The sequence below is a fragment of the Enterococcus sp. DIV1315a genome (assembly GCF_051712325.1).
In the GTDB taxonomy this organism is placed as follows: Bacteria; Bacillota; Bacilli; order Lactobacillales; family Enterococcaceae; genus Enterococcus; species Enterococcus faecalis.
This window is the reverse complement of sequence record NZ_JBIOOS010000001.1, coordinates 597,325-620,257: the sequence shown is the minus strand read 5'-3', so window position 1 is coordinate 620,257 and position 22,933 is coordinate 597,325. Positions and strand designations below refer to the sequence as shown.

Below are 22,933 nucleotides of genomic sequence, written 5' to 3'. Positions count from 1 at the left end.
GTTTCACCACATCACGTTCACCTTTTGCTTTACATGTATCGCGAAATGTAAACACTTATTCAACCAATTGATGTCTTCCCGTTAACAAGGCCGAGCTTAAATTTAAGCTCGGTTTTTTCTTTTAGGCAATAAAATATATTTGTATCAAATAATCATATGTGTTATATTCAAGGTGCACATTCTATTTTATCTTCTTTTAAAGGAGGGAATGCTATGCGAAAAAAGAAAAAATCTTCGTTTGAAAGTTCAATTCATGTTTATCGTGCTATGGCTCGTATGACTCAGCAAGATTTGGCCAATCGAGTCGGTGTCTCTCGACAAACAATTATTCAACTGGAACGAAACAAGTACAATCCTTCATTACTTCTTGCGCATGACATCGCGAACGTCTTTGGCGTAACCATTGATGATGTGTTCACCTTCAAAGAAACACTGAATGACGATGTAGAACAAGAAGCCTAAACAGTATAAGCTGTACTTAACAAGACAATTTTTCTGATTGTACTTGGAGTTGCCGAGGTACAACTTAGTACCGGCAATACGAAGAAAGCATTTCTTCGTATTGTTGTTTCAATAATTAATCTTTTCTTACATAAAAAAAGAACGGCGCAACCGTTGTTGCGTCGTTCTTTTTATTCTAAGATTGTCTACTAAGCATTTTTGCTCTAGTAGCGTTTTGGTTTCTAACTTTATTATTTACAGGGGAAGAAAAAATAAAGCACACCTTTACTGTGATTCCAAAAATCACGTGTTTATCATAATATATTTTTGTTTCAATCCCAAGTATTCTGCTCACAAAGTGTCGCTTATTTAATAAACATTGCATCGCCAAAACTAAAGAAACGATATTTTTCCTCAATAGCATGTTGGTAAGCAGCCAATGTTAAGTCTTTTCCTGCAAAGGCACTCACAAGCATCACTAACGTAGATTTTGGTAAATGGAAGTTCGTTGAAAAAGCCTCTACGACTTTAAATTGATACCCTGGTGTGATAAAAATATCGGTCCAGCCACTGTCAGCCTGGATTTCACCATTAAATTTTGTGCCAATTGTTTCCAACGTACGAATAGAAGTTGTTCCAACCGCAACAATCCGACCGCCTGCTTGGCGTACTTCATTTAGTTGCTTAGCCGCTTCTTCAGTTAAACGATAGAATTCGCTATGCATATGATGTTCTTCTATATTATCAACGCTCACGGGACGGAATGTTCCTAAACCGACATGTAAAGTTAAATAAACGAGATGAACACCTTTTGCTTTGATCTCTTCTAATAGTTCTTTTGTAAAATGCAAACCCGCTGTTGGTGCTGCAGCTGAACCATTTTCTTCAGCATAAACCGTTTGATAACGATCTGGGTCATCTAGACGTTCTTTGATATATGGCGGCAATGGCATTTCTCCTAACGATTCTAAAATTTCTAAGAAAATACCATCATATTTAAATTCAATGATTCGACCACCATGTTCCAACTCTTCTTTAACTACCGCTTTTAGGCGACCATCGCCAAATTGAATTTCCGTGCCGACTTTTGCACGTTTCGCGGGTTTAATCAAGGTTTCCCATGTATCGCCTTCTGTATTTGTTAAAAGTAAAACTTCCAAATGACCGCCTGTTTCAGGTTTTTCTCCATATAAACGGGCCGGCAGTACCCGTGTATTATTCATGACTAATGCATCCCCAGGCTGTAATTCATCAAGAATATCATGGAAATGTTTATCCTCCATGTCCCCTGTTTCTTTATTTACAACTAATAATCGTGAACTAGCGCGATCTTTTAGTGGGGTTTGAGCAATTAATTCTTCTGGTAAATCAAAATCAAAATCTTCTGTACTTAGCATTTCCGTCACTCTTTCTACTAGTTTTTATCTTGGTTATTCTAACACTTTTTCTTGTTTCTGGCTATGTCAGCCTTCTGAATCAAACTAAATAGTTGTCAAAAAATGTCAGAAGCACTATACTTACTTTAAGTAAGTATACATAGTTATTTAGAGGAGGAACTCAAAATGCATGCTCAATTTCATCATGTTTCACTATTAGCGCGTCATGGTCAAGAAAACCAATCATTCTATACAAAATTGTTAGGCTTACGCTTTGTCAAAAATACCGTCAATCAAGACAACAATCGCATGCCTCATTATTTTTATGGCGATTATCAAGGCACACCGGGAAGCTTAGTAACTTTTTTTATCGTGCCCTTATTAGGCAACCGCTATGAAGAAAAAAATTATTTAGCCACGATTGGCTTAAAAATTCCCCAAAACAGCCTTTCCTTTTGGGAACAACGTTTAACAGAAAACAAAATTCCATTTAACAAAAAAGAAAAGAGCCTACATTTCAGTGATCCAGATGATACGCATATTATCCTGACAGAAGTTCCTGAAAATCCATTAAAAGAAACACTCGTTGTTTCTAACGACATTCCAGCAGCGGTTCAAATTATCGGTTTGACCTCTACTGAATTTCATGTGCCAGATTCTGAAAAAACCTTGGCCTTTTTTGAAACATTTCTTGGTTGGCAAGCAGTTGGCAATACGATTATTTTAAGTGAGACGGAAAGCTTTTCTGTTCATCAAACAACGTCGGATAAAACAAGCCGAATGGGGCGTGGCAGTATGGATCATATTGCTTTTTCTGTAGCTGATGATGAAGCATTACAAGAACTACACACGCGCGCTTTAGCACAAGGCTGGGAGATTGAAATGTATGTAAGTCGTGGATATTTTAAAAGTTTATACATTCGTGAACCAGGCGGGAATCGGGTTGAATTTGCTACTTTGACTCCTGGCTTTACATTGGATGAGCCTCTGGAACATTTAGGGGAAACGTTGGCTTTACCACCTTTTTTAGAACCAAAACGGACTGCAATTGAAGCCAACCTCTACAAAGACATGTAACCAACGCTTTAGAAAACAACGGAAGACGGACGTAATAATCGGTGACAAAATTACGTCCGTCTCTCTTCCCCTATGTTTGAATGTTTGAACAAGAGAATAAAAAATGACCTTCAGATTTTTCTGAACGTCATTGCACATTCCATAAAAAGCATCCTTCGTTCTTCCACTTCTTACTCCTTAAAAAAACTGGTAATTTTTTCAAAAATTCAGTAAAATAAAAGTGATCAATGGTTTCCATTGATTGAACGGGCAACTTGATGGTCCACTTGCACAGGTGACTATTCAAGGCTTCGTGATTTAGTTGCCGCTAAATCATGAAGCGCCTTTTTTTATTTTATTCCCTTGTTCTCTTTCCATTCTAATGAAAAACTCAGCTCCCGTCAACTTGCTATAAAGGACACTTTTCTTTGTTATAGCGGCTTTTCCCCCTTCTCAGAATACTCTTTTTAACATCTTGTTTCGTTCAGACAACTTTTACTAAACAATAGTTATCTTTTCTTTTTTTTTAGAACGAATTAAAAAAATTTTACCGCCTTCTTGTTCCCATTAAAAATAGATTACATTTGTCGAAATCGCATTTTTATAGCATACTAGTAATAAGATACATTTTCAAAATATTTAGTTGAGGTGAGTAAGTTGATAGAATTTCAGCATGTATCAAAATTTTATAAAGGCGGAAAAGTCGCCGTTGATGACATTAATTTGTCTTTCGATAAAGGTGAATTTATCTGCTTCATCGGAACAAGTGGTAGTGGAAAAACAACATCAATGCGGATGCTTAACCGCATGACCGACCCTTCAAAAGGAAAAATTTTAATTGATGGCCAAGATATTCAAAAAATCAATCCTGTAGAGCTACGTCGCCAAATTGGCTATGTCATTCAAAATATCGGCTTGATGCCTCACATGACCATTCGTGAAAATATCGTTTTAGTGCCTAAATTATTAAAAGTACCTGTGGAAGAACGCAATAAGATAGCCGAAAAAATGATTGATTTGGTTGAGTTACCACGAGAAATGTTGGACCGCTATCCCAATGAACTTTCTGGCGGACAACAACAAAGAATCGGCGTTGTGCGGGCTTTAGCTGCCAATCAAGATATTATTCTAATGGATGAACCTTTTGGTGCTTTAGATCCTATCACCCGTGATTCATTACAAGATTTAGTGAAAGATTTGCAAGAACGTTTAGGAAAAACTATTGTCTTTGTTACTCATGATATGGATGAAGCGTTGAAATTAGCAAATAAAATTGCCATTATGAGCGAAGGCAAAGTAATTCAATTTGACACACCAGATAATATTTTACGTCATCCAGCCAATGAATTTGTAGAAGAACTCATCGGAGAAGATCGCTTATTACAAGCCAAACCTGATTTCACTACTGTTGATGAAGTCATGTTAAATTCAGCTATTACTATCACGCCGGAAAAATCTTTACAAGAAGCGATTAAATTGATGCGTGAAAAACGGGTTGATACCTTATTAGTTGTTGATAATTCCCATGTGCTTAAAGGCTTTATCGATGTTGAAACATTAGATCAGCAACGTGGCAAAGCTTCTAGTGTTGGTGATATCTTGAATAAAGATGTCTTCTTTGTTCAAAAAACCGCTCTTTTACGTGATGCTTTACAAAGAATCTTAAAACGTGGCTTAAAATATGTGCCAGTCGTTGATGAACAAAAACGAGTAGTGGGCATCTTAACACGTGCTTCCCTTGTTGACATTGTTTATGATGTTATCTGGGGCGATGAAACAACGATTAGTGAAGCTGTAGAAGCAAAACAAAGCGAGTCCGAAACTGATAAAGAGGAGGCGTAAGCAATGAGTAGCTTCTTTCAAGAATATGGATCAGAAATGATTTCAAAAAGTATTGAACATATTTATATTTCATTCTTTGCACTTTTATTAGGGGTCGCTATCGCTGTACCCGTTGGCGTTTGGTTAACACGTTTGCCCAAAGTAGCCAATATTGTCATTGGTTTAACAAGTGCCTTACAAACGGTTCCTTCGTTGGCTTTATTAGCTTTGATGATTCCAATTTTTGGTGTCGGCAAAACACCCGCTATAATCGCGCTATTCATCTATTCCCTTCTACCTATTTTAAGAAACACGTATATCGGAATGAAAAATGTCGATGAAAATTACCGAGATGTTGCTAAAGGCATGGGCATGACCAATTTACAGTCTATTTTTAGTGTTGAATTACCCATTGCCATGCCAACAATTATGGCCGGCATTCGTTTAGCTGCTGTCTATGTCATTGCTTGGGCTACACTGGCTTCTTATATTGGTGCAGGTGGTCTTGGTGATATGATTTTCAGTGGATTAAATAACTATCAGCCAGAATTAATCTTTGGTGGGACTATTCCAGTAACTATTTTAGCGCTTTTAGCAGATGTTCTTCTTGGATTATTAGAAAATCGTTTAACGCCAAAAGCTTTAAGGGAGGGCGAATAATGATGAAAAAGAAACTCAAGTTAAGCTTGCTCTTCTTAAGCAGTTTACTTTTATTGGCAGGTTGTTCTTTACCTGGTCTCGCTTCAACTTCTGATGATAACACTGTTGCCATTACAGGTGGGATTACTTCAGAAGCGCAAATTTTAGGGAGCATTGTAGCGGATATGGTTGAGCATTACACAGATAAAAAAACAAATGTGATTAACAACTTAGCCACTACTACCATCAATCACCAAGCAATGTTAAACGGAGATGCCTCAATTTCTGCAGCTCGTTATACTGGTACTGACGTGACCACTACGCTTGGCTTACCAGCGGAAAAAGACCCTAAAAAAGCGTTTAACCTAGTTCAATCAGAATTTGAAAAACGTTATCAACAAACTTGGTTCCCTTCATATGGGTTTGAAAATACTTATGTATTCTTAGTTACAAAAGAAACGGCTGAGAAATACAATTTAAAAACAGTCAGTGATTTAGGGAAAGTCGCAGACAAATTAGTTGCTGGTGTCGATACTGCGTGGATCACACGTGAAGGCGACGGTTATGAAGGCTTTAAAAAGGAATACAACTTCCAATTTAAATCTATTTTACCAATGCAAATTGGCTTGGTGTACGATGCAGTCAACGCTGGAAAAATGGACGTTATCTTAGGTTACTCAACAGATGGCCGGATTGGTAGTTACGATTTAGTCATGTTAAAAGATGACAAGCGCTTCTTCCCGCCTTATGATGCCGCTCCTGTGGTTAGTGACAAATTATTAAAAGAAACGCCGGAAATTAAAGATGTCTTAAATCGCTTAGATGGTAAAATTTCTACCAAAAAAATGCAAGAATTGAACTATCAAGCAGATAATGATTTAATTGAACCTGCGGTCGTAGCCGAACGTTTCTTAAAAGAAAATAACTATTTTGAGGGGGAGTAACAGATGAATAATATGAATTTATTCCAACAATTTATCTACTATTTCCAACAAAATGGCGGCTACGTCTTTCAACAATTTTTACGTCACTTTTTAATTTCGATTTATGGCGTAATCTTTGCTGCAATTGTCGGGATTCCTATCGGGATTATGATTTCACGTAAACGTAGCTTAGCCAACTGGATTATCCGTTTAGCGAACATTATCCAAACAGTACCAGCTTTGGCAATGCTTTCGATTTTAATGTTGGGGATGGGCTTAGGTGTCAACACGGTGGTTGTAACAGTCTTCCTTTATTCTCTCCTGCCAATTATCAAGAATACGTACACTGGCATGATTCAAGTGGATCGCAATATTTTAGATGTTGGTAAAGGAATGGGTATGACAAAAGTACAACTTCTTTATATGGTCGAGTTACCTTTATCTGTTTCAGTAATCATGGCAGGTATTCGAAATGCGTTAGTCGTCGCAATCGGGATTACTGCGATTGGTGCTTTCGTTGGTGCTGGTGGTTTAGGGGATATTATTATTCGTGGAACCAATGCCACAGATGGTGCTTCTATCATTTTAGTCGGTGCCTTACCAACGGCCTTTATGGCGATTATCACAGATTGGGTTCTAGGGATTATTGAACGGCGTTTAGACCCAGCTAGCAAACATTCCAATTAATAAAAAATGCAGAGCAGATCCAACATTGTTTCTTTTCAATGGGATCTGTTCTTTTATCTAGGAGATTAATAATGTCTAACTATACTATTATCGATTTAAACCAACAACCACACTTAATTCCGTCAGCTGCTCAATGGTTTAGCCAAAAGTGGCAAATCCCCGCTGAAGCGTATCAAGCAAGTATGCAGGAAATGCTAACTAGCGAAAACCACGTACCTCATTGGTGGGTCTGCTTGAATAAACAGCAGGACATCGTTGCAGGCGTGGGCGTAATTGATAATGACTTCCACAATCGTGCAGACCTTACGCCAAACCTTTGTGCATTGTATGTCGAACCAACATTTCGTCACCAAGGCTTAGCAGGAATTCTTTTAACAACAGTTGGTGATTTTCTTGCTAATTCTGGATTTAAAAAGCTTTATCTGCTTACAGACCATACTACTTTTTATGAAAGATATGACTGGGAATTTTTTACCATGGTAACCACCGAAGAGCAGTCTTGCGCTAGAATTTATCAAAAACAATTACGTCAATAAAAAAATCTGCCATCAAAAGATGGCAGACTTTTTTTTATTTTTTCAAGTGATAACTATAGGTAGCCACAATAATATTTTCCCGCCACGCTAAACGAATCCGCAAGCGTAAACTTGTTTGGTTATGCAAAATATTTTGCCAACGTTTATTTGGTACAAATTGTGGTACTAAAACTGTTGTACTGTAGTTATGCTTCGTGGCATTTTTACTAACCAAATCAACATAACGTAAGATAGGGTTTTGCAGGGAACGATACGAAGAATGGACAATTGATAGACGAACGTCCGGGAAGTGTTTTTTAAACTCTTCCTGAATTTCTTTTTCCTTCTCAACGTTTTCATCCATTGAGACATGCATGGCAACAACATAATCACCAATGGAACGCGCATAGTTCAAGGCGCCGACATTTGCCTTGGTTACGTTTCCTACTAAAACAATAACTGTATTCCCGTCAAACTCATGCAACTGTGCCCCATCTTCTAAACGTAGCTGTTCCGCCACATTTTTATAGTGAGTGTTGACCCGATAAAATGCATAAATCAACACCGGCATAATAATAAAGAACGGCCAGATGTCCCCTAATCGATAAATAAACAAAATGGCGATAATCGCGAAAGAGATAAAGGCGCCGACAATGTTAGCAATTGATTTTGGCAACCAATTTTTAGTTTCTTTTCGCCATTTTACAACCATCCCCGATTGAGACAAAGCAAACGGAATAAACACACCAATTGAATACAATGGGATTAAACGTTCTGTGGAACCTTGGAAAATCAATAATAAAACAATGGAACCAGCAGCTAAAGTTAAAATACCATTTGAATAGCCCAAACGGTCGCCACGATCCATATACATATGCGGCATAAACTTATCTTTGGCTAAGTTATAAGCCAAAACTGGAAAGGCTGAGAATCCTGTGTTAGCGGCAACCGCTAAAATTAAGGCTGTCGCAAACTGTAATAAATAATATAAAATATTTTGACCAAAGACCGCTTTCCCAATTTGTGAAAGAACTGTCACTTCTTCTTTTGGTACAATCCCATACCAATAGTTAATAAATGTAATCCCCACGAAGAAGAACCCTAAAATCGTTGCCATTAACGCTAACGTCCCAGCAGCATTTTTTGCTCGTGGTTTCTTAAAGAATGGCACTGCATTACTGATTGCTTCGACCCCTGTTAAGGAAGAAGAACCAGATGAAAAAGCCCGTAAAACCAAGGCAATAGAAATTCCTGGAACCACGGCTCCTGGTAAAGCTGTCGCATTCAATGGCTGTGCGCCAGTCACAATTTTAAATAGCCCAACAACAATCAGTAAGGTAATAATTGCGATAAAACTATACACTGGCAACATTAAGAACGAAGCAGATTCTCGCAGGCCTCTCAAGTTCATTAAGGTGATCAATATCACAATCCCAATAGAAATTGCTACTTGATGACCATATAACGCTGGAATCGCCGATATAATCGCCTCTGCGCCCGCTGAAACTGAAACGGCTACTGTTAGCATATAATCGACTAACAACGAACCACCAGCCAATAAACCTGCATTTCTGCCAAGGTTTTCACTACTAACAACGTATGCGCCGCCGCCATGCGGATACGCATGAATAATTTGTCGGTACGACAATGTTAAAGAAATAAGTAAAATAATAACAAATGCAGCAATTGGCAATGAATACCAAATCGCAGCCGCCGACAAAGTAACCAGAACCACCACTATTTGTTCTGTACCATACGCAATGGATGAAAGTGCATCAGAAGATAACAACGCAAGCGCTGCAAATCTGCTTAATTTATGTTCATCATTTTCGGCTGATTTCAATGGTTTCCCAATGAACAGTCGTTTTAAATCCGCCATTTTTTTCTACTCCTTTTCTCTAGAGTGACCCGCTCACTTTTTTCATTATTTTTTATCAAACAAATCCATATGCTACGCTTCTCACAATGAAAAGTCAATTGATTTTTGTTACTGAAAAAGATAAAAAAATCACCATCTTTTTTTAATCATACACTCATTTAAAGTCCCCCACTTCCTTTATCTTATCAAGAGAATCCAGATAACAAAAGGATTTGCATTCTCTAAGTAAATATCCACCCGCATAGCGGGTGGCTTTTTAATAGCCCTAGAAGAGCTCGCTACCTGCTGCTCCCTTTAAGGGAGCTTTTTTTAGAGACCGCCAACCGCTACCATTCTATTCTTATCTAGTTGTTACTTCCTAAATGGATCTTTATACTCTCTTTTGTTTATACTATCCCTTACTCGATCTTCTGCTTCTTGTTCTCGTATATACTTAGCTATCGTTTTTTGGTTCAATCCTACAGTGCTCACATAATAGCCTTTTGACCAAAAGGATCGATTTCCATAATTGTATTTTAAATTCGCATGACGTTCATGAATGATTACTGCACTTCTTCCTTTTAAGAAACCCATAAAACCTGATACACTCAACTTCGGCGGAATTCTTACCAACATATGGATATGGTCGGGCATTGCATGTGCTTCAATGATCTCGACTTCTTTCATCTCACACAATTTCCTTAGTATTTTCCCTATATCTCGCCTCAATTTACCATAGATTACTTTTCTTCTATATTTTGGTGTAAACACAAGATGATACTTACAATTCCAACGAGTATGTGCTAAACTTTTATCGTCGTTCGACATTCAAAAACTCCTTTCGATTTGATAACGGTTGGTAGCCTTTATCTATTATATCGAAAGGAGTTTTTATCGCTAAAGCTCTGGCCTCCACGCGCAGTACGCGTGGTTTTTTTGTCGGAATCTCTTTAGAGATTTCAACTGACTAAAGTCATAAACAAAAAAGCGAGAGCTAAAAGTCTATTTGACCTTTTGGCTCTCGCTTAAAAACTTAGTTAATTATTCCCTTTTATTGTAACAAGTACGTATGATCGAAGGTAATTTCCACTTTATAACGACCAATTTTTTCATAAACTTGCCGTTGAATTTCCACACCCAGTTCAAATTCAGATAATTTTGATTCTGTAGGCAAAACCAAGTCGAACAAAATCTTCGGCTCTTCACCATGGGTAACTAAGCGGATATCATGGACTTTTAAAGACGCATCAAAAGAACGAATAATCTTTTTGATTGTTTGATGAACAAATTGTTGTGTTGGGTCATACAAATTCACTGGATCAATATGACAAACAAGGTTAACATCCAATTCTTCTTTAAACTTCGCTTCAATCGCATCGATTGTCTGATGGGCTTTATTTAAATCCCAGCGATCATCAATTTCAATGTGAACAGACGCAAACGTTTGGCTGGGACCATAATTATGAATCAGTAAATCGTGATATCCTACAATTGTTTCCATTTTTGATAAGACATTTTTCATTTCATCAATTTCTGTTTGGCTCGGACGCATGCCCATCAACTCATTAATAAATTCGCGAATTAACTGCAAGCCACTATAAATAATATATGCAGCAATTAAAAAACCAATATATCCATCAATTCGCAAACCAGTGACGCCTTCAATAAATGCAGAAATCAAAACAGCTAATGTAGTATAAACATCATTAAAGCTATCCTTAGCAGAAGCAACTAATGCTTGAGAATCAATTTTTGCTGATACTTTTTTGTAAAACAGCCCTTGCCAAATTTTAATCCCAATTGATAAAGCTAAAACAGCAAATAAAATGGGTGTCACCTTGATTGATTCTGGATGCAGGATGCGATCCACGGAGGTCGTTAGAAACTCAAACCCAATAAACGTAATCACTAATGATACAAGCATTCCACTAATATATTCAAAACGTTCATGGCCATAGGGATGTTCTTTATCCGCTGGCTTACCAGCAATATAAAAACCGACTAATGTTAAAACTGAAGAAATAGTATCGGACAAGCTATTAATGGCATCTGCCATGATTGAAACACTACCTGAAAGCAAGCCAATCATAAATTTACTAACGAATAAAAATAAATTAGAAACAAGCCCAATCCGCCCGGCAAAAGCACCGAATGCTGTTCGTTTTTCCAATTTACGACGTTCAATTTTTTTCTCATATCGTTGAAGCAATGCTTGAATCATTTTACAACCCCTACCCACTTTTTATTTCTTAAAAAAATACTATAAAACCTTTTTATACATTTGTACACAAAAAACCTCACTTTCTGAGGGAGATTTTATTATTTAGCATTGCCAAAAAGTCAAAAGCAAGAGCCCCCAAAACTTCTTTGTTAGGGTTACCTTGAAAATAAAGAAAAACAAAAAGCCGAAAACGCTAGAGACGTTTTCAGCTTTTTGTTTTTTAATGGAATAAATGGCTCTTTTGTGCTAAAGCCGCAAATTTTTTCGATCTGTGTTCCAGATGTGGATAAAGAATTGCGCCGCCAATACTAAAGACGACTGAAATCCCCACCATAATCCAAATGGCAAACCAAGCATTTGGCCAGTAAATGCCTCCTGCTGATTCCCTTAGCAAGTTCACGGCATGCGTAAACGGCAAGAACGGATTAATCATTTGGAAGAATTTACCTGAGACTTGAATTGGGTAGTTCCCACCCCCACCAGAGATGGATAGTACCAAGATTATTATCGCAATTCCTTTCCCTACATTGCCAAAGAGAGCAACGAGCACATAAACCATTATCATAAACGTAATGGCAATCAATGCCGCAAACCAGACGCTATACGCTGGATTACGAACATCTACGCCTAACGCAAAGTAATTACCTAAGGTTACAATCAGTGCTTGACCAATCCCCATGACAATGAAGGTAAACATCCGTGCTGAAAATTGTTCCCGTTTAGAAAAGCGTTTTTTATCTTTTCCTTCAAGATAAACATCTGTTGTCGCAACACTTGAGAATAACACAGCGCCAACCCATAAACACAAAGCTGTATAGAATGGGGTACTTGCCGAACCATTATTAGCAATCGGATAAACAGCATGTTCTTTGACTTCAACTGGTTGTGTAAAGAAGTCACTTTCTTTATTGGCATCTAATTTTAGTAATTTAAGAATTTCACCTAAATCAACTTCTTTTTCACCTTTACGGATTGCATTCGCTGCTTTGTGTAATCCTGTTTTGATATTTGGCCAATCATTAATAATCAGCTCGTTGGCTTTGTCTAAGGCCGCTTCAACATCTGGCATTTTCTCATTGACTGTTTTCAAGGTATTCGTTAAATCTTTTCGGATACCTGGATAGTCATTTTGCATAAAGGCTGCCGCTTTGCTGACTTTGTCTTGAATGACTGGTAAATCGTTTTTATACAAATCAGCACCACGATTAATGCCATTGACAATGGTTTCCATATTGCCATTCAACATCGTATTCGCATCATGAATTTCTTGTTTAATTGCCGGCATTTCGGCTTGATATTTTTCTAATAAAGAAATCGCATTAGTGACCGTTTGACTTGTTGAGCTCAATAATCCTTCAAAGTCAATTTGTTGCGCTTTGTTTAGTTGACCTTGAGCGTTTTGGATGGTAGCAATTAATTTACTTGTGACTGTATTAACAGTGTTACTAATTTCATCTGGATGAATATCCAGCAATATATCTGATATAGTAGATGAGAAATCTTGAATATCTTTCAAAGTTTCACGTAATTGGTCAACACTTATTGCATTAAAATCAATACCATCCACTCGTTTTTTAAGTTCTGTTAAAACCTTAACCAAATGTTCCAGTCTTGAAATGGGACCTGCTAAACTATCATTACCCGCCGCTTCCTGTAATTTAGTTAATGTTTCAATTAACTGATTAGCTGCTGCAATTTGTTTTTCCAAGCTTTCAGAAAAACGAGTAACAATTTCACCAAGTTGTTGTCTCTCTTCTGGGGTTAGCTCATTATCAGCAATTAGTTGATCAATTTGGCCAGCTATCGAATTGATATTAGAACTAATCGTTTTTAAAGACTGAATTGAAACTTCAACGCTATTCGTAATGCTTGGTAACGCCTCTTGCAATTTATTGGCGCCATCTAATGTGACATTCCCTAAATCATTGGCTTGATCACCTAGTTTACGAATATCTGGTAACGCCGTTTGAACTTGTTGAATGATTTCTAATCCTTGTTTTGCTTCTTGGATTCCTTCGCTCATTGTTTGTTCCACAGAGGCAAAGTCTTCATCAATCATAGCAATTTGTCGGCCAGCGTTTTGAATTTCTGGAATTTTTTCTTGTAACGTCAAAATAACACTAGCTTGTTCTTTGATGCTTGGCATTTTACCATTTAGCTCAACAATCTTCTCTCCTAAAGCATCAACTTCAGGTAAATATTTCATCGCATCGTTGGCTTTCGCTAATTTTTCTTTTAGCTCAGGCATCTTACCATGTAAGTCAGTGACTTGTTTCGCGTACGTGTCAATGGTTCCAATGTTGGCATCTGTATCTAAAATCATGCTCTTAACTTTTTGAATGCTGACCATGTTTTTATCAATATCATAGCCAATATCATTGAATGTTTTGATTAACGTACTACTTGCCGTTTTAATGAATTCTTCCGAAATTTGTGACTGAATGGAAGAAGCGCCTTTTGACGTAATTTTCGGCGCAATTGCATTAATTTTTTCGTTAATTGAGTATTCAATTTTAGGTTTATTGATATCACCAGAAGTAAAACTTAGCAAATCCTTGGAAAAATCTTTAGGTAAATAAATCCCGGCAAAATATTTTCCTGATTGGACTCCTTTGTCTAATTCCTTTTTCGAATCAACAAAACGCCAACCTAATTGCTTGTTTTTCTTCAAGTTTTTCAAGACTTCATCACCAATATTGACCGATTTATCTTGAAAAGTTGCTGTTTGGTCATCACTATAGACCGCTATTGGTAACTCTCCTGTATTTGAATACGGATCCCATAGTGCTTTAATGTTAAACCATGCATATAATGATGGAATAATCATTAAGGCAACAATCAAAAATGTTGCTACTGGGTTTTTAAAAATTCTTTTCCAATCTAAAATAAATAGTTCCCATGTATTTTTTATATGTTTCATAAAATCACCTGCTTTTTTTTGTGCCTGAATAACTTTAGCATAAAATACAAGAGAATAACAAACAAAAGCTTGAATGTTACGACACATTTTTAAAATGTCGTAAGTTCAAGCTAAGTTTGTTTATTTCATATTTTTAGAAAATTCCGAAACGACTTGTTTAACTTCATCAATGGCTTCTGGTTTTAAATAAGCCAAAAGTTTTGGTGCTTTTGTCATCAAGTACATTTTATCTAATTTGCCTGTTTGTTGGCGTTCAAACATTTCTGCAAGTAGCGCTTGCATTTTTTCTTTTTTATCTTCTTTTGTTCGATCTAGTATGAACGTTAAGAATTGTTCTTGTCCTTCTTTCATTCCCTATCCCTCCTTACAAACAGATTCTTTTCTATTATAAAACTTCTTTTTTAGAAAGGATAGTCCTTTTTTTAGGATCTATGATTTTGTATACAGACTTAGCATGTCTTTTTTGGCGGATAAAGGTAAGCCGAGTCCCTCTTTTAAATAGCCCTCTACCGAACCAAATTCTTTTTCAATCGCCTGTAAAGCGGTCGCTAAGTACTCTTTTTTCACATAAAGTAGCGTTTCTAATTGTTGAATTTCTGCTGGAGGCGTTCCATTTGCTTGATATTGCGCAATAATTTGCTCGTTAGCGGTTTTTCTTTGCTCGTTCGTCTTTAAATAATCTTCTAAAATATAAGAATGTTCCACACCTAAAGCACTTAATATCAAGGCTGCGCCGATTCCTGTTCGATCTTTTCCTGCGAAACAATGAAATAAAATAGCTTCCTGTGGATAACTTAAAAAGTTTTCAAAAAATGTTTGGTAACCTTTGCGCCCCGAATTGGAAAGAACCATTTCTTTATAAGCCATGTCCATTGCTGCATCGGGTGAACCAACCGTTTTAAGCATTCCTTCTAATGAAGCAGTCTGCGCCTGAATATCGGCCAAAATATCTATATGTAGATAGTTGGTTCCTTGAATTGAATCATCTGGTCGTTCTTGCGTTTCCGCTGCACTTCTAAAATCATAGATTCGTTTAATTTGATAGTCCTCTACCAGTTTCTGTTGATCCGCTTGTGCAACATGGACGAGTTCACCACTCCGAAAAAAATGCCCTGTCTTGACAACTGTGCCTTGTTGCGTTGGAAATCCTCCAATATCTCTAAAGTTCACCACGCTGTTCATGTTCTATCGCTCCTTCATTTTAATTATTTTGTTATCATTTAAATACTTTGTTTTTTCTTTTTATTTCTTTTTCTCAACGATAATAAAAAACACCTCAAAAAACAATCTTTTTATCAGTTGTTTATTGCCATTTTATCATAGATACAGTATTCTTAAAAGAGAGGTGAGTAACGATGCTAAAACGAGATTTTTTAGAAAAGCCTTATGATTATATGAATGATATTTTATTGTTCCTATATAATAATAAAGGTCAAGCGACACGAAATGAATTAGTAGATTTTTTCAATATTAGTTTACCAACATTGAATGAGTATCTTTCTTTTTTAGAGCAATTTTTGAAAGAAGAGCAACTTCAAGAAAACCTCACCTTAACAGTATTAGGTGACACTCTATATCTAAATAAAGCGCCTACCTTTTCCATGAAAGCAATGATCATGTTGTTCTTAGATAAATCTATTAAGTTTCACATGGTCCAGCAACTCTTCCATAAAAATGAAATAAATGGCGGGTATTTCCAACAGAATTATGCCATTAGCTCTGCTACCTATTATCGAAAAATTGTTGAATTAAATGACTTACTCAATGAGTTTAATTTACGTATCAAACGAGGAAAACTTGTCGGCGAAGAAAAACAAATTCGCTTTTTCTTTTTTAATTTTTTCTGGTTTATCTTTGAAGAAAAAACAGATTTAGAAAAAGAACTGGCCAATCAATACCTAGGATTAATCGAGATATTACAAGAAATCCCCAGAATTACCTTTGACCATACAGAAATTCTCCAAATTAAACTTTGGATGAAAATTTCTTTTCGTCGCATGGTTTTAGAACCCCTGCCAACGATTAGTCCACATGATGTCCAACTCGATCGACCTTTATTTGAAGAAATTAATTTATCTATACATACATATATGAAAAGAATCGACCGTCCATATACAATCAACGAAGCCTATATGTTTTATGACTTTTTTTGTTCCATGCATAATTATTCTGCGAATGCTGCTTTCGCCTTTCGTTTAGCAAAACAACAACGAATTGAAAAAACGTATCTTAACGAAATGAACCGGGTCATTTTAACGTACCTTAAAGCACGTGGTTATTTATCCCATTACGTGCTGCCTATTCGGCTACTTTATATTGAAAATTTACTTTTCCAATTACATGCGCAACTCTATTATTTTTCAGGATTTATTTTACCCTTTGATTATTGGACAATTCAGTCACTTTTGAAAGTCGTACGTCATCCTTTTAGCGAAAGTGAAGTTTACGAATTAGTGGAGATCGCTACAACGAACTTTGCCACAAAAGCCACTGCTTCTAAGTACCAAAATCAATTTACTGAAATTAATTATACACTTATTTTGAATCACATTGCTGAATTAAATGAAAAAAAAATAACGATTGGTGTTTATCACTCACTGAGCAGTGCATATAGCGAGTTGGTAGCACAAAAAATACAACAGAGTATCGCTGGAAAATATCCGCTGAAAATTGAGCCTTACAACGCAGAAAACCATTATGATTTGCTTTTAATGAATACCAATAATGAACAGCTCGTTGCCCAGTATGACCATTACTATATTTTTTCGGATATTAGTAATCGTTACGACCTACAATCAATTGAAAAAATCATTCAATTGTTATTGGGCAAATAATCTCTAATAAAAAAAGCTTAAGTGCCCTACTCTCAGATGGCTGACTTAAGCTTTTTATTTTACTTTCCCTATTTCCTTAAACGGCGCCATTTTAAACACCACGATTCCTTCAATCGCTTGTATCTCGACAAAGCCGAACGTACGACTATCACTTGAATGCGTACGATTGTCCCCTAAGACAAAGTAATGACCGGCTGGAATCTTCTGAAACAGGCGAAATTGGGCTGCTGCTTCTTCTGATAAGTCAAAACGACTGGCATTCTCAGGCAGTACCTCATTATCGCTTGCTATAGGTTCTTCTGAAAGATAAAGTTTTCCCTCGTTTACCCAAATTCGATCACCAGGAACCCCGATAATTCGCTTGACGTACGTACCTTTGCTAGCTAGCGGTGCTTTAAATGCAATCACATCGTACCTTGTTACTTGCTTCGTCCGTTGTACTAAGACTCGTTCCCCTGCGTTAAGTGTCGGCTTCATGGATTGCCCAGCAATTGGGTAGCTAGATGTCTTTAACACAAAAAAGAACACAAAAATGGCGAAAAGAATAGCTGGCATAAAAAATTTAACGACTTGGATGCGTTGTTTCTTTTGGTAGGCTTGCCGCTTTTTTTTAATCTCTTCAGCGGTCATTTTTCTTTGCGGTCCTCTTATTGATTGATGGTTATCTGTTTGCTCAAGCAAATATTCCATTGCTGTGTTAGCCTTTTGCTTTTTTAGCTGATATGTCGCAGGCAACTTTTGCTTCAAGAAGGCGCGCTTAATGTGGCGAATTGTTCGCATAACGGGCTTTATCCATTCTTCCATCGTTTTCTTAAAAGGAAAAGCTTCTTAAATAAACATTTCCTTTCTTGCTCCTTTTTTCTATTTAACTAATTGCGTTCCTTTTTTAATATAGCTACTACGTAACTGGTTTTCCTTCATAAACTGATTCAATGGTTTCTGCGCATCTTGTGCCAGCTCCCAAATACTTTGATTTGCTTCTACAAGATATTCGCTCTTCTCTGTTACGATGTTTTTCCTGACAAGCGGTTGACTTAGCGACTGCTCTTCCTTTGAGACAACAGCAGCCTGTAATCGTTCTGCGGAGCTACTTAATGTAACAGCTAAAAAAAGGACCCCAAGACAATGTAGTTTCCTTGCTCCCATTAACTTTTTACTGACCATTTTATTAATAGTTATCTTGTTCAAGACGTGTCAGTTTAGTTAAACGTTCCTCTAATTCGCGATAAATCTCAAGTACTTCTACTTTTGATGCTTCGACTTCATTCGAAATACTTTTCGCTCGGTTACCAATATTTAACATTTCTAATTCTGCGGAATTGATTAGGTGTTTTGCTTCTACTTTCGCTTCATTAACAATCCGATTGGCTTCTTTTTTGGCAGAAACCATCACTTCGCCAATTTCTTGTTGCGATTTTAAAGCCTCTTCTTGTAATTGCTGATTTTTCATTAATAAATCGTTAATTTGCTGTTTTGCGCGTAGCAGTTCTGTTAACTGCTCACTACTCGGTTCAATATTTTTTGAAACGGCTTGTAGTGTCTTCAATTCTTTTTGAACTTGTTCTAAACTGTCTTCTTTGGCCTCTACTTCTTTTCTTAGAGCAGCTAATTCCCCTTCGTAAACTTGCTTTTCAGCAAGATGTTTGTCATTGACACCTTGTAGTCGACCTAGTTTTACTTCTGCTTCATTTTTTTGCTGTAAACTATTTTGAAGCTCATTCTTTAACTCCTCCATGCGTTGTTGCACAATCACTTCTTGTTGGGCAGCCTCTTGTAAGGTTTGTTTTTCGGCTTCTACTTTTTGTAATTGTACAGTTAGTTTTTCAATTTGTTCCTGCAATGCTTGTTGAGTCGTTGTGCTTTCTTCTAATTCTGTCGTTAACGTTTCTACTTGCTTTTCCATTCCTGTAATATCCCCTTTTTTCTCCAACTTTCCTTTTTCTTCTGCTAACTGGTTGTGTAATGTCTGGATATGTTGTTGCTGTTCAGCCGATTCTTTTTCTAATTCTGCCACTTGCTGCGTTAATTCACTTTCTAAACGTTCCATTTGATTATGTACAGTGGTTAATTGTTTTTCTGCATTTTGCAGATTTGTTTGAAGAGTGGTAGCCTCTGTCGTGGTCTCACTGTTCGTTTCCAGTTGCTCTTCCAATTCAAAAATTTCATGTTCTTTTTGATTTAGTATTTCAAGTAATGACTGATTTTTTTCTTCTAATGCTTGTTTTTCCGTTTCTTGTTGGTTCTTTAATTGCTCATTTTCTTCTTGAAGTTTTTTAAAGGCTGTTTCTTTTTTCTGATAGTAGGCGAGCCTTTCTCTTAACGTCGCCATTTCTTTTTCCTGTTGTTCTGGTTTGATTCCGCTAATTATTTTTTCTGGTTCGAATCCTGGCTGAAAAAAGACTTCTTTTTCAAGCGTATCATCCGAAATATCTTTAATTTTTTTGATTAAACGTCTTTTTGTCATCTATATGTCCTTTCTCTCGTCCTTTTAACTAATCACGACAGGCTCCAAATTTGTTTCAAGCGTCTCACGAGCATACGTATCAATGGATTTGACAAGGGTTTGCTCTTGATCTCGATAAGTAAAATTAAAATCAATCATGGTAATTTCTTTAACTGAATTCAACGCTGCAATAAGTGCTACAATATTGTCTTGGCCTGTTTGAAATTCATGGTAACTTAAGCCAACTGAAAAAACAGACAGTGTCAAGGTTTGTGTTTTTTCACTTCTAATTATTGTGATACTCGTCTCTCCGAGGTAAGGACGCCATTCACGCGCTAATTGTAATTCATAATTCGTCAAGACAGCGGCCGATTCTGCCGAAACAGCTTGCTTCCAGGGAAACTGATTTAAGGCTGTTTTTTTAATCGCTTGTTTTTTTATTTTGTAACCTTGAGTAGCTTGGCCTTGTGCCAAACGCTCGATCCGTTGTTCCATGCGGATATTTCGTTGATTTAATTGATAATATGTATAAACAATTCCTAACAATAATACGCTAAGTAGACAAACACTAAACAATAAATAAATCATTAAACGACTATTTTTCTGATACTTATAGAAATTTATTTTCCTCTTTAATGTCCGGTCCTCTGAATCCAGTTTTTCGACAAGTAATCGCAAATACAATTGATAGCTTACAAATAAAAATAAGCAACTACTCATTAAAAGTACAACAATCATCATACAAATATAATCTCCTTTATGTCATCGCTTGACAATCAAAACTTGTAAAATCACCTGTTACGCTCTTTAAAAACTCTATATAGTATTGATTGTAACATTCCGTTTGAGCCTTGCCAACAACTTTATTTAAAATACAATGATAAAATTTTATATTTTATATTTATATTTTAATTTTTAAAATATAAAACAAAAAAAGAGAGATGCCACTTGGCTATCCCTCTCGCTTTTACTCAAACTATGTTTAGCGAACCAAATTCAATCAGTTGCTTTTTTAAAAATCCAATTCGTCTTTGTTGATTTCATAGTAGCTATCGTTCTTTATGTAGCTGAATTTGCTTTTGCTGGGGCTGAATCGCTACTAAGTCCAACACTGATGCCTAAGGCACGATCAACTTCTTCCATAATATCAAGTCTCAAATGACAAACTTTTTCTTTCAAGCGACCCTTATCGATTGTTCGAATCTGCTCTAAAAGAATCACTGAATCTTTTTCAATGCCCGTTTCATCAGAATTAATCCCGATATGTGTTGGCAATTTTGGCTTTGCCATTTTGGCTGTGATCGCCGCAACGATAATCGTTGGGCTAAAATGATTACCTAAGTTATTTTGGACAACAAGGACAGGTCTGACGCCACCTTGTTCCGAGCCCACTACTGGGGAAAGGTCTGCAAAATAAATATCTCCGCGTTTGACCATAGTGGAACCTCCTATCTAGTTATATTCTCTGGGGATTCTTTGTGAGAAAGTACATGCAACTTCATAATGAATGGTTTCTAATTTTTCGGCTACCATTTGTAACGTATTTTCTTCATTGCCATCTTTTCCAACTAATGTAACGACTGAGCCGACAGGAACTTCTTCTGCTAAACGAATCATACATTGATCCATACACACTCGTCCGACGATTTCGCAACGCTTACCATTCACGAGCACTGTAAATCCTTGGAGATGACGCAACCAGCCATCTGCATAGCCGATTGGCACTGTCCCAATCCATTCTTCAGCTTCAGTTACGTAGGTTTCGCCATAGCCAATCCCTTCACCAGCCGCTAAGCGTTTTACATGGATAAGTTCACTGGTCAAACGTAAGGCCGGCTTTAACCCATAGCTTGGGGCAAGCTTATTACCTGAAGGGTTCAATCCATACATGGCTACCCCATAGCGAATCATGTTTCCTGGCACATCAGGATGCCATAACGCTGTCGCACTATTGCTAACATGGACATACCGAGGTAACTCTTCTAAAACTGCTAGAACAGCCTTAAAACGCCCTGCTTGTTTTTCAAAATAGCTTGCATCGATTTCATCAGCTGTTGAAAAATGAGTAAAAATCCCTTCCCATAAAAATTCTTTGTGGGATTGAACAAACCGCACTGCTTGCTTAGTCTCTTCCGGGGTTAAAAAGCCAATCCGTCCCATGCCAGTATCGACTTTTAAGTGAACACGTAATGGCGTGTTACTCTCAGGCGTTAGTTGTTGAAGAGCAGCTTCTAACCATTCTTGTGTAGCTACCGTTACAGACAAATCATATTGAATCAACAAAGGCACATAAGCTAAGTCTACCACACTCAAAATTAAAATGGGGTCCTGAACACCTGCTTCTCTCAATTCAATTGCTTCATCCAATAAGGCGACACAAAAACCTGTCGCGCCACCTTTTTTCGCCGCTTTAGCGGATTCTACGGCGCCATGCCCATAGCCGTTCGCTTTTACAACCGCAAATAAAGCGGTTCCTTCTGGCAAACGTTGACATTCCTTTTGGACATTTTCAGTAATTGCTTGCGTATCGATATGTAACCGTGTAGGACGATGCCATCCAACGACCATTGTACATCCTTCTTTCTTCGTTGCTTCTATTATTCGCTTTCTAAAACAATTTGTGCAATCGCCATAGTATCTGTGTGCGTAATCGAGACAAACACTTTACCATTATGGGGCGAGTTTGCTACGTATGGTGCACCTGTTTTTTCAGTCAGCACCTCAATATCTTGTAAACCAACTTTACCAATCCCTGTGCCCCATGCTTTAGAGAACGCTTCTTTACAAGCAAAACGACCAGCTAAAAATTCTATTTGACGTTTTGTAGATAACTTTTCAAAAAGGGTCAATTCGTTAGGTGTTAAAACCCGTTGAATAAATGATCCTTGTTTTTCAACAATCGGTTTTATCCGACTTAATTCTACTGCGTCAATACCAATTCCCTTTATCATTTTCCGCCTTACTTCCTATTTAATATAGTTACTCCGAATTACCTTTCATTTTAACAAAATTTCAAAATTTTTCCACTGATTCGCTAAAAAAATAAAGAATGTTTTACAAGATCCTCACACAAATTGAAGTACCATACGTTTTCTTCCTATTTACATTTTTATAAAATTTTTCTGAATTTTTATAAAAGTAAGACAACAACTAAGAAGTATCGGAAAAAAATCAGGAAACTAAGCGGATGTTCTGATAT

The 22,933-nt window shown here is 36.9% G+C and carries 22 protein-coding genes; 8 read left to right on the top strand and 14 right to left on the bottom strand.

The features are described from left to right. The first annotated feature begins 156 nt into the window (after positions 1-156). A complete protein-coding gene (locus tag IGJ03_RS03005; RefSeq protein WP_002355748.1) occupies positions 157-462 on the top strand; it encodes a helix-turn-helix transcriptional regulator in 306 nt (101 codons plus the stop codon). A 344-nt stretch (positions 463-806) separates the two neighbouring features. On the opposite strand, the gene queA is transcribed toward IGJ03_RS03005, so the two are convergent. Continuing rightward, positions 807-1,838: a tRNA preQ1(34) S-adenosylmethionine ribosyltransferase-isomerase QueA gene (queA, locus tag IGJ03_RS03000; protein ID WP_002355747.1), complete on the bottom strand. Its 1,032-nt coding sequence runs from the start codon at positions 1,836-1,838 to the stop codon at positions 807-809. Between the two features lie 165 nt (positions 1,839-2,003). Here queA and IGJ03_RS02995 point away from each other — a divergent pair, with 165 nt between their 5' ends. The 6 genes from IGJ03_RS02995 (at position 2,004) to IGJ03_RS02970 (ending at position 7,479) form a co-directional block, all read left to right on the top strand. After that, the gene (locus IGJ03_RS02995; RefSeq protein WP_002366267.1) at positions 2,004-2,894 is read left to right on the top strand and encodes a ring-cleaving dioxygenase; all 891 of its coding nucleotides are present in this window, start codon (positions 2,004-2,006) and stop codon (positions 2,892-2,894) included. 627 nt (positions 2,895-3,521) lie between these two features. After that, positions 3,522-4,715: a betaine/proline/choline family ABC transporter ATP-binding protein gene (locus IGJ03_RS02990; RefSeq protein ID WP_002355745.1), complete on the top strand. Its 1,194-nt coding sequence runs from the start codon at positions 3,522-3,524 to the stop codon at positions 4,713-4,715. 3 nt (positions 4,716-4,718) lie between these two features. Then, positions 4,719-5,354, top strand: a complete 636-nt coding sequence (locus IGJ03_RS02985; RefSeq protein WP_002355744.1) for an ABC transporter permease — start codon at positions 4,719-4,721, stop codon at positions 5,352-5,354. Between the two features lie 2 nt (positions 5,355-5,356). Beyond that, a complete protein-coding gene (locus IGJ03_RS02980; RefSeq protein WP_002355743.1) occupies positions 5,357-6,277 on the top strand; it encodes an osmoprotectant ABC transporter substrate-binding protein in 921 nt (306 codons plus the stop codon). 3 nt (positions 6,278-6,280) lie between these two features. After that, positions 6,281-6,943, top strand: a complete 663-nt coding sequence (locus tag IGJ03_RS02975; protein ID WP_002363261.1) for an ABC transporter permease — start codon at positions 6,281-6,283, stop codon at positions 6,941-6,943. A gap of 71 nt (positions 6,944-7,014) precedes the next feature. After that, positions 7,015-7,479 (top strand): GNAT family N-acetyltransferase, encoded by a 465-nt coding sequence (locus IGJ03_RS02970; protein ID WP_086317683.1) that lies wholly within the window; start codon positions 7,015-7,017, stop codon positions 7,477-7,479. Between the two features lie 34 nt (positions 7,480-7,513). Here the strand turns inward: IGJ03_RS02970 and IGJ03_RS02965 are convergent, their stop codons facing one another. The 6 genes from IGJ03_RS02965 to IGJ03_RS02940 form a co-directional block, all read right to left on the bottom strand. Then, positions 7,514-9,337 carry an APC family permease gene (locus IGJ03_RS02965; protein ID WP_002379167.1) on the bottom strand — a complete coding sequence of 608 codons (1,824 nt, stop codon included), beginning with the start codon at positions 9,335-9,337 and terminating at the stop codon, positions 7,514-7,516. Positions 9,338-9,688: 351 nt separating this feature from the next. Then, positions 9,689-10,144 carry an IS200/IS605 family transposase gene (gene tnpA / locus IGJ03_RS02960; protein ID WP_010712524.1) on the bottom strand — a complete coding sequence of 152 codons (456 nt, stop codon included), beginning with the start codon at positions 10,142-10,144 and terminating at the stop codon, positions 9,689-9,691. Between the two features lie 223 nt (positions 10,145-10,367). After that, the gene (locus IGJ03_RS02955) at positions 10,368-11,537 is read right to left on the bottom strand and encodes a cation diffusion facilitator family transporter (RefSeq protein ID WP_002386999.1); all 1,170 of its coding nucleotides are present in this window, start codon (positions 11,535-11,537) and stop codon (positions 10,368-10,370) included. Between the two features lie 220 nt (positions 11,538-11,757). Next, entirely contained in the window at positions 11,758-14,457 is a 2,700-nt protein-coding gene (locus IGJ03_RS02950) for a YhgE/Pip family protein (RefSeq protein ID WP_429861447.1), read from the bottom strand. Positions 14,458-14,577: 120 nt separating this feature from the next. After that, a complete protein-coding gene (locus IGJ03_RS02945; RefSeq protein WP_002355737.1) occupies positions 14,578-14,808 on the bottom strand; it encodes a hypothetical protein in 231 nt (76 codons plus the stop codon). 78 nt (positions 14,809-14,886) lie between these two features. Then, positions 14,887-15,639, bottom strand: a complete 753-nt coding sequence (locus IGJ03_RS02940; RefSeq protein ID WP_375804912.1) for a tyrosine-protein phosphatase — start codon at positions 15,637-15,639, stop codon at positions 14,887-14,889. 173 nt (positions 15,640-15,812) lie between these two features. On the opposite strand from IGJ03_RS02940, the gene IGJ03_RS02935 reads away from it, so the two are divergent. Further along, positions 15,813-17,291, top strand: coding sequence for a helix-turn-helix domain-containing protein (locus IGJ03_RS02935; RefSeq protein WP_002364739.1), 1,479 nt, complete (start codon positions 15,813-15,815; stop codon positions 17,289-17,291). A 54-nt stretch (positions 17,292-17,345) separates the two neighbouring features. Here IGJ03_RS02935 and lepB read toward each other — a convergent pair whose 3' ends face one another. From lepB to acpS, 7 genes are all read right to left on the bottom strand, one after another. Further along, entirely contained in the window at positions 17,346-18,095 is a 750-nt protein-coding gene (gene lepB / locus IGJ03_RS02930) for a signal peptidase I (protein ID WP_179133765.1), read from the bottom strand. Between the two features lie 57 nt (positions 18,096-18,152). Next, positions 18,153-18,479, bottom strand: coding sequence for a hypothetical protein (locus IGJ03_RS02925; RefSeq protein ID WP_375804913.1), 327 nt, complete (start codon positions 18,477-18,479; stop codon positions 18,153-18,155). Continuing rightward, the gene (locus IGJ03_RS02920; protein ID WP_375804914.1) at positions 18,460-19,755 is read right to left on the bottom strand and encodes a hypothetical protein; all 1,296 of its coding nucleotides are present in this window, start codon (positions 19,753-19,755) and stop codon (positions 18,460-18,462) included. Before IGJ03_RS02920 ends, IGJ03_RS02925 begins: the two co-directional genes overlap by 20 nt. Before the next feature lie 24 nt (positions 19,756-19,779). Beyond that, on the bottom strand, positions 19,780-20,475 hold the full coding sequence (locus IGJ03_RS02915) for a hypothetical protein (RefSeq protein ID WP_375804915.1): 696 nt from the start codon (positions 20,473-20,475) through the stop codon (positions 19,780-19,782). Between the two features lie 318 nt (positions 20,476-20,793). Beyond that, positions 20,794-21,171: a type II toxin-antitoxin system PemK/MazF family toxin gene (locus IGJ03_RS02910; protein ID WP_002355729.1), complete on the bottom strand. Its 378-nt coding sequence runs from the start codon at positions 21,169-21,171 to the stop codon at positions 20,794-20,796. 15 nt (positions 21,172-21,186) lie between these two features. Further along, complete coding sequence (gene alr, locus IGJ03_RS02905; RefSeq protein WP_375804916.1) at positions 21,187-22,302, bottom strand: alanine racemase; 1,116 nt, start codon at positions 22,300-22,302, stop codon at positions 21,187-21,189. Between the two features lie 29 nt (positions 22,303-22,331). Beyond that, positions 22,332-22,685 (bottom strand): holo-ACP synthase, encoded by a 354-nt coding sequence (gene acpS / locus IGJ03_RS02900; RefSeq protein ID WP_002355727.1) that lies wholly within the window; start codon positions 22,683-22,685, stop codon positions 22,332-22,334. Between the last annotated feature and the right edge of the window lie 248 nt (positions 22,686-22,933).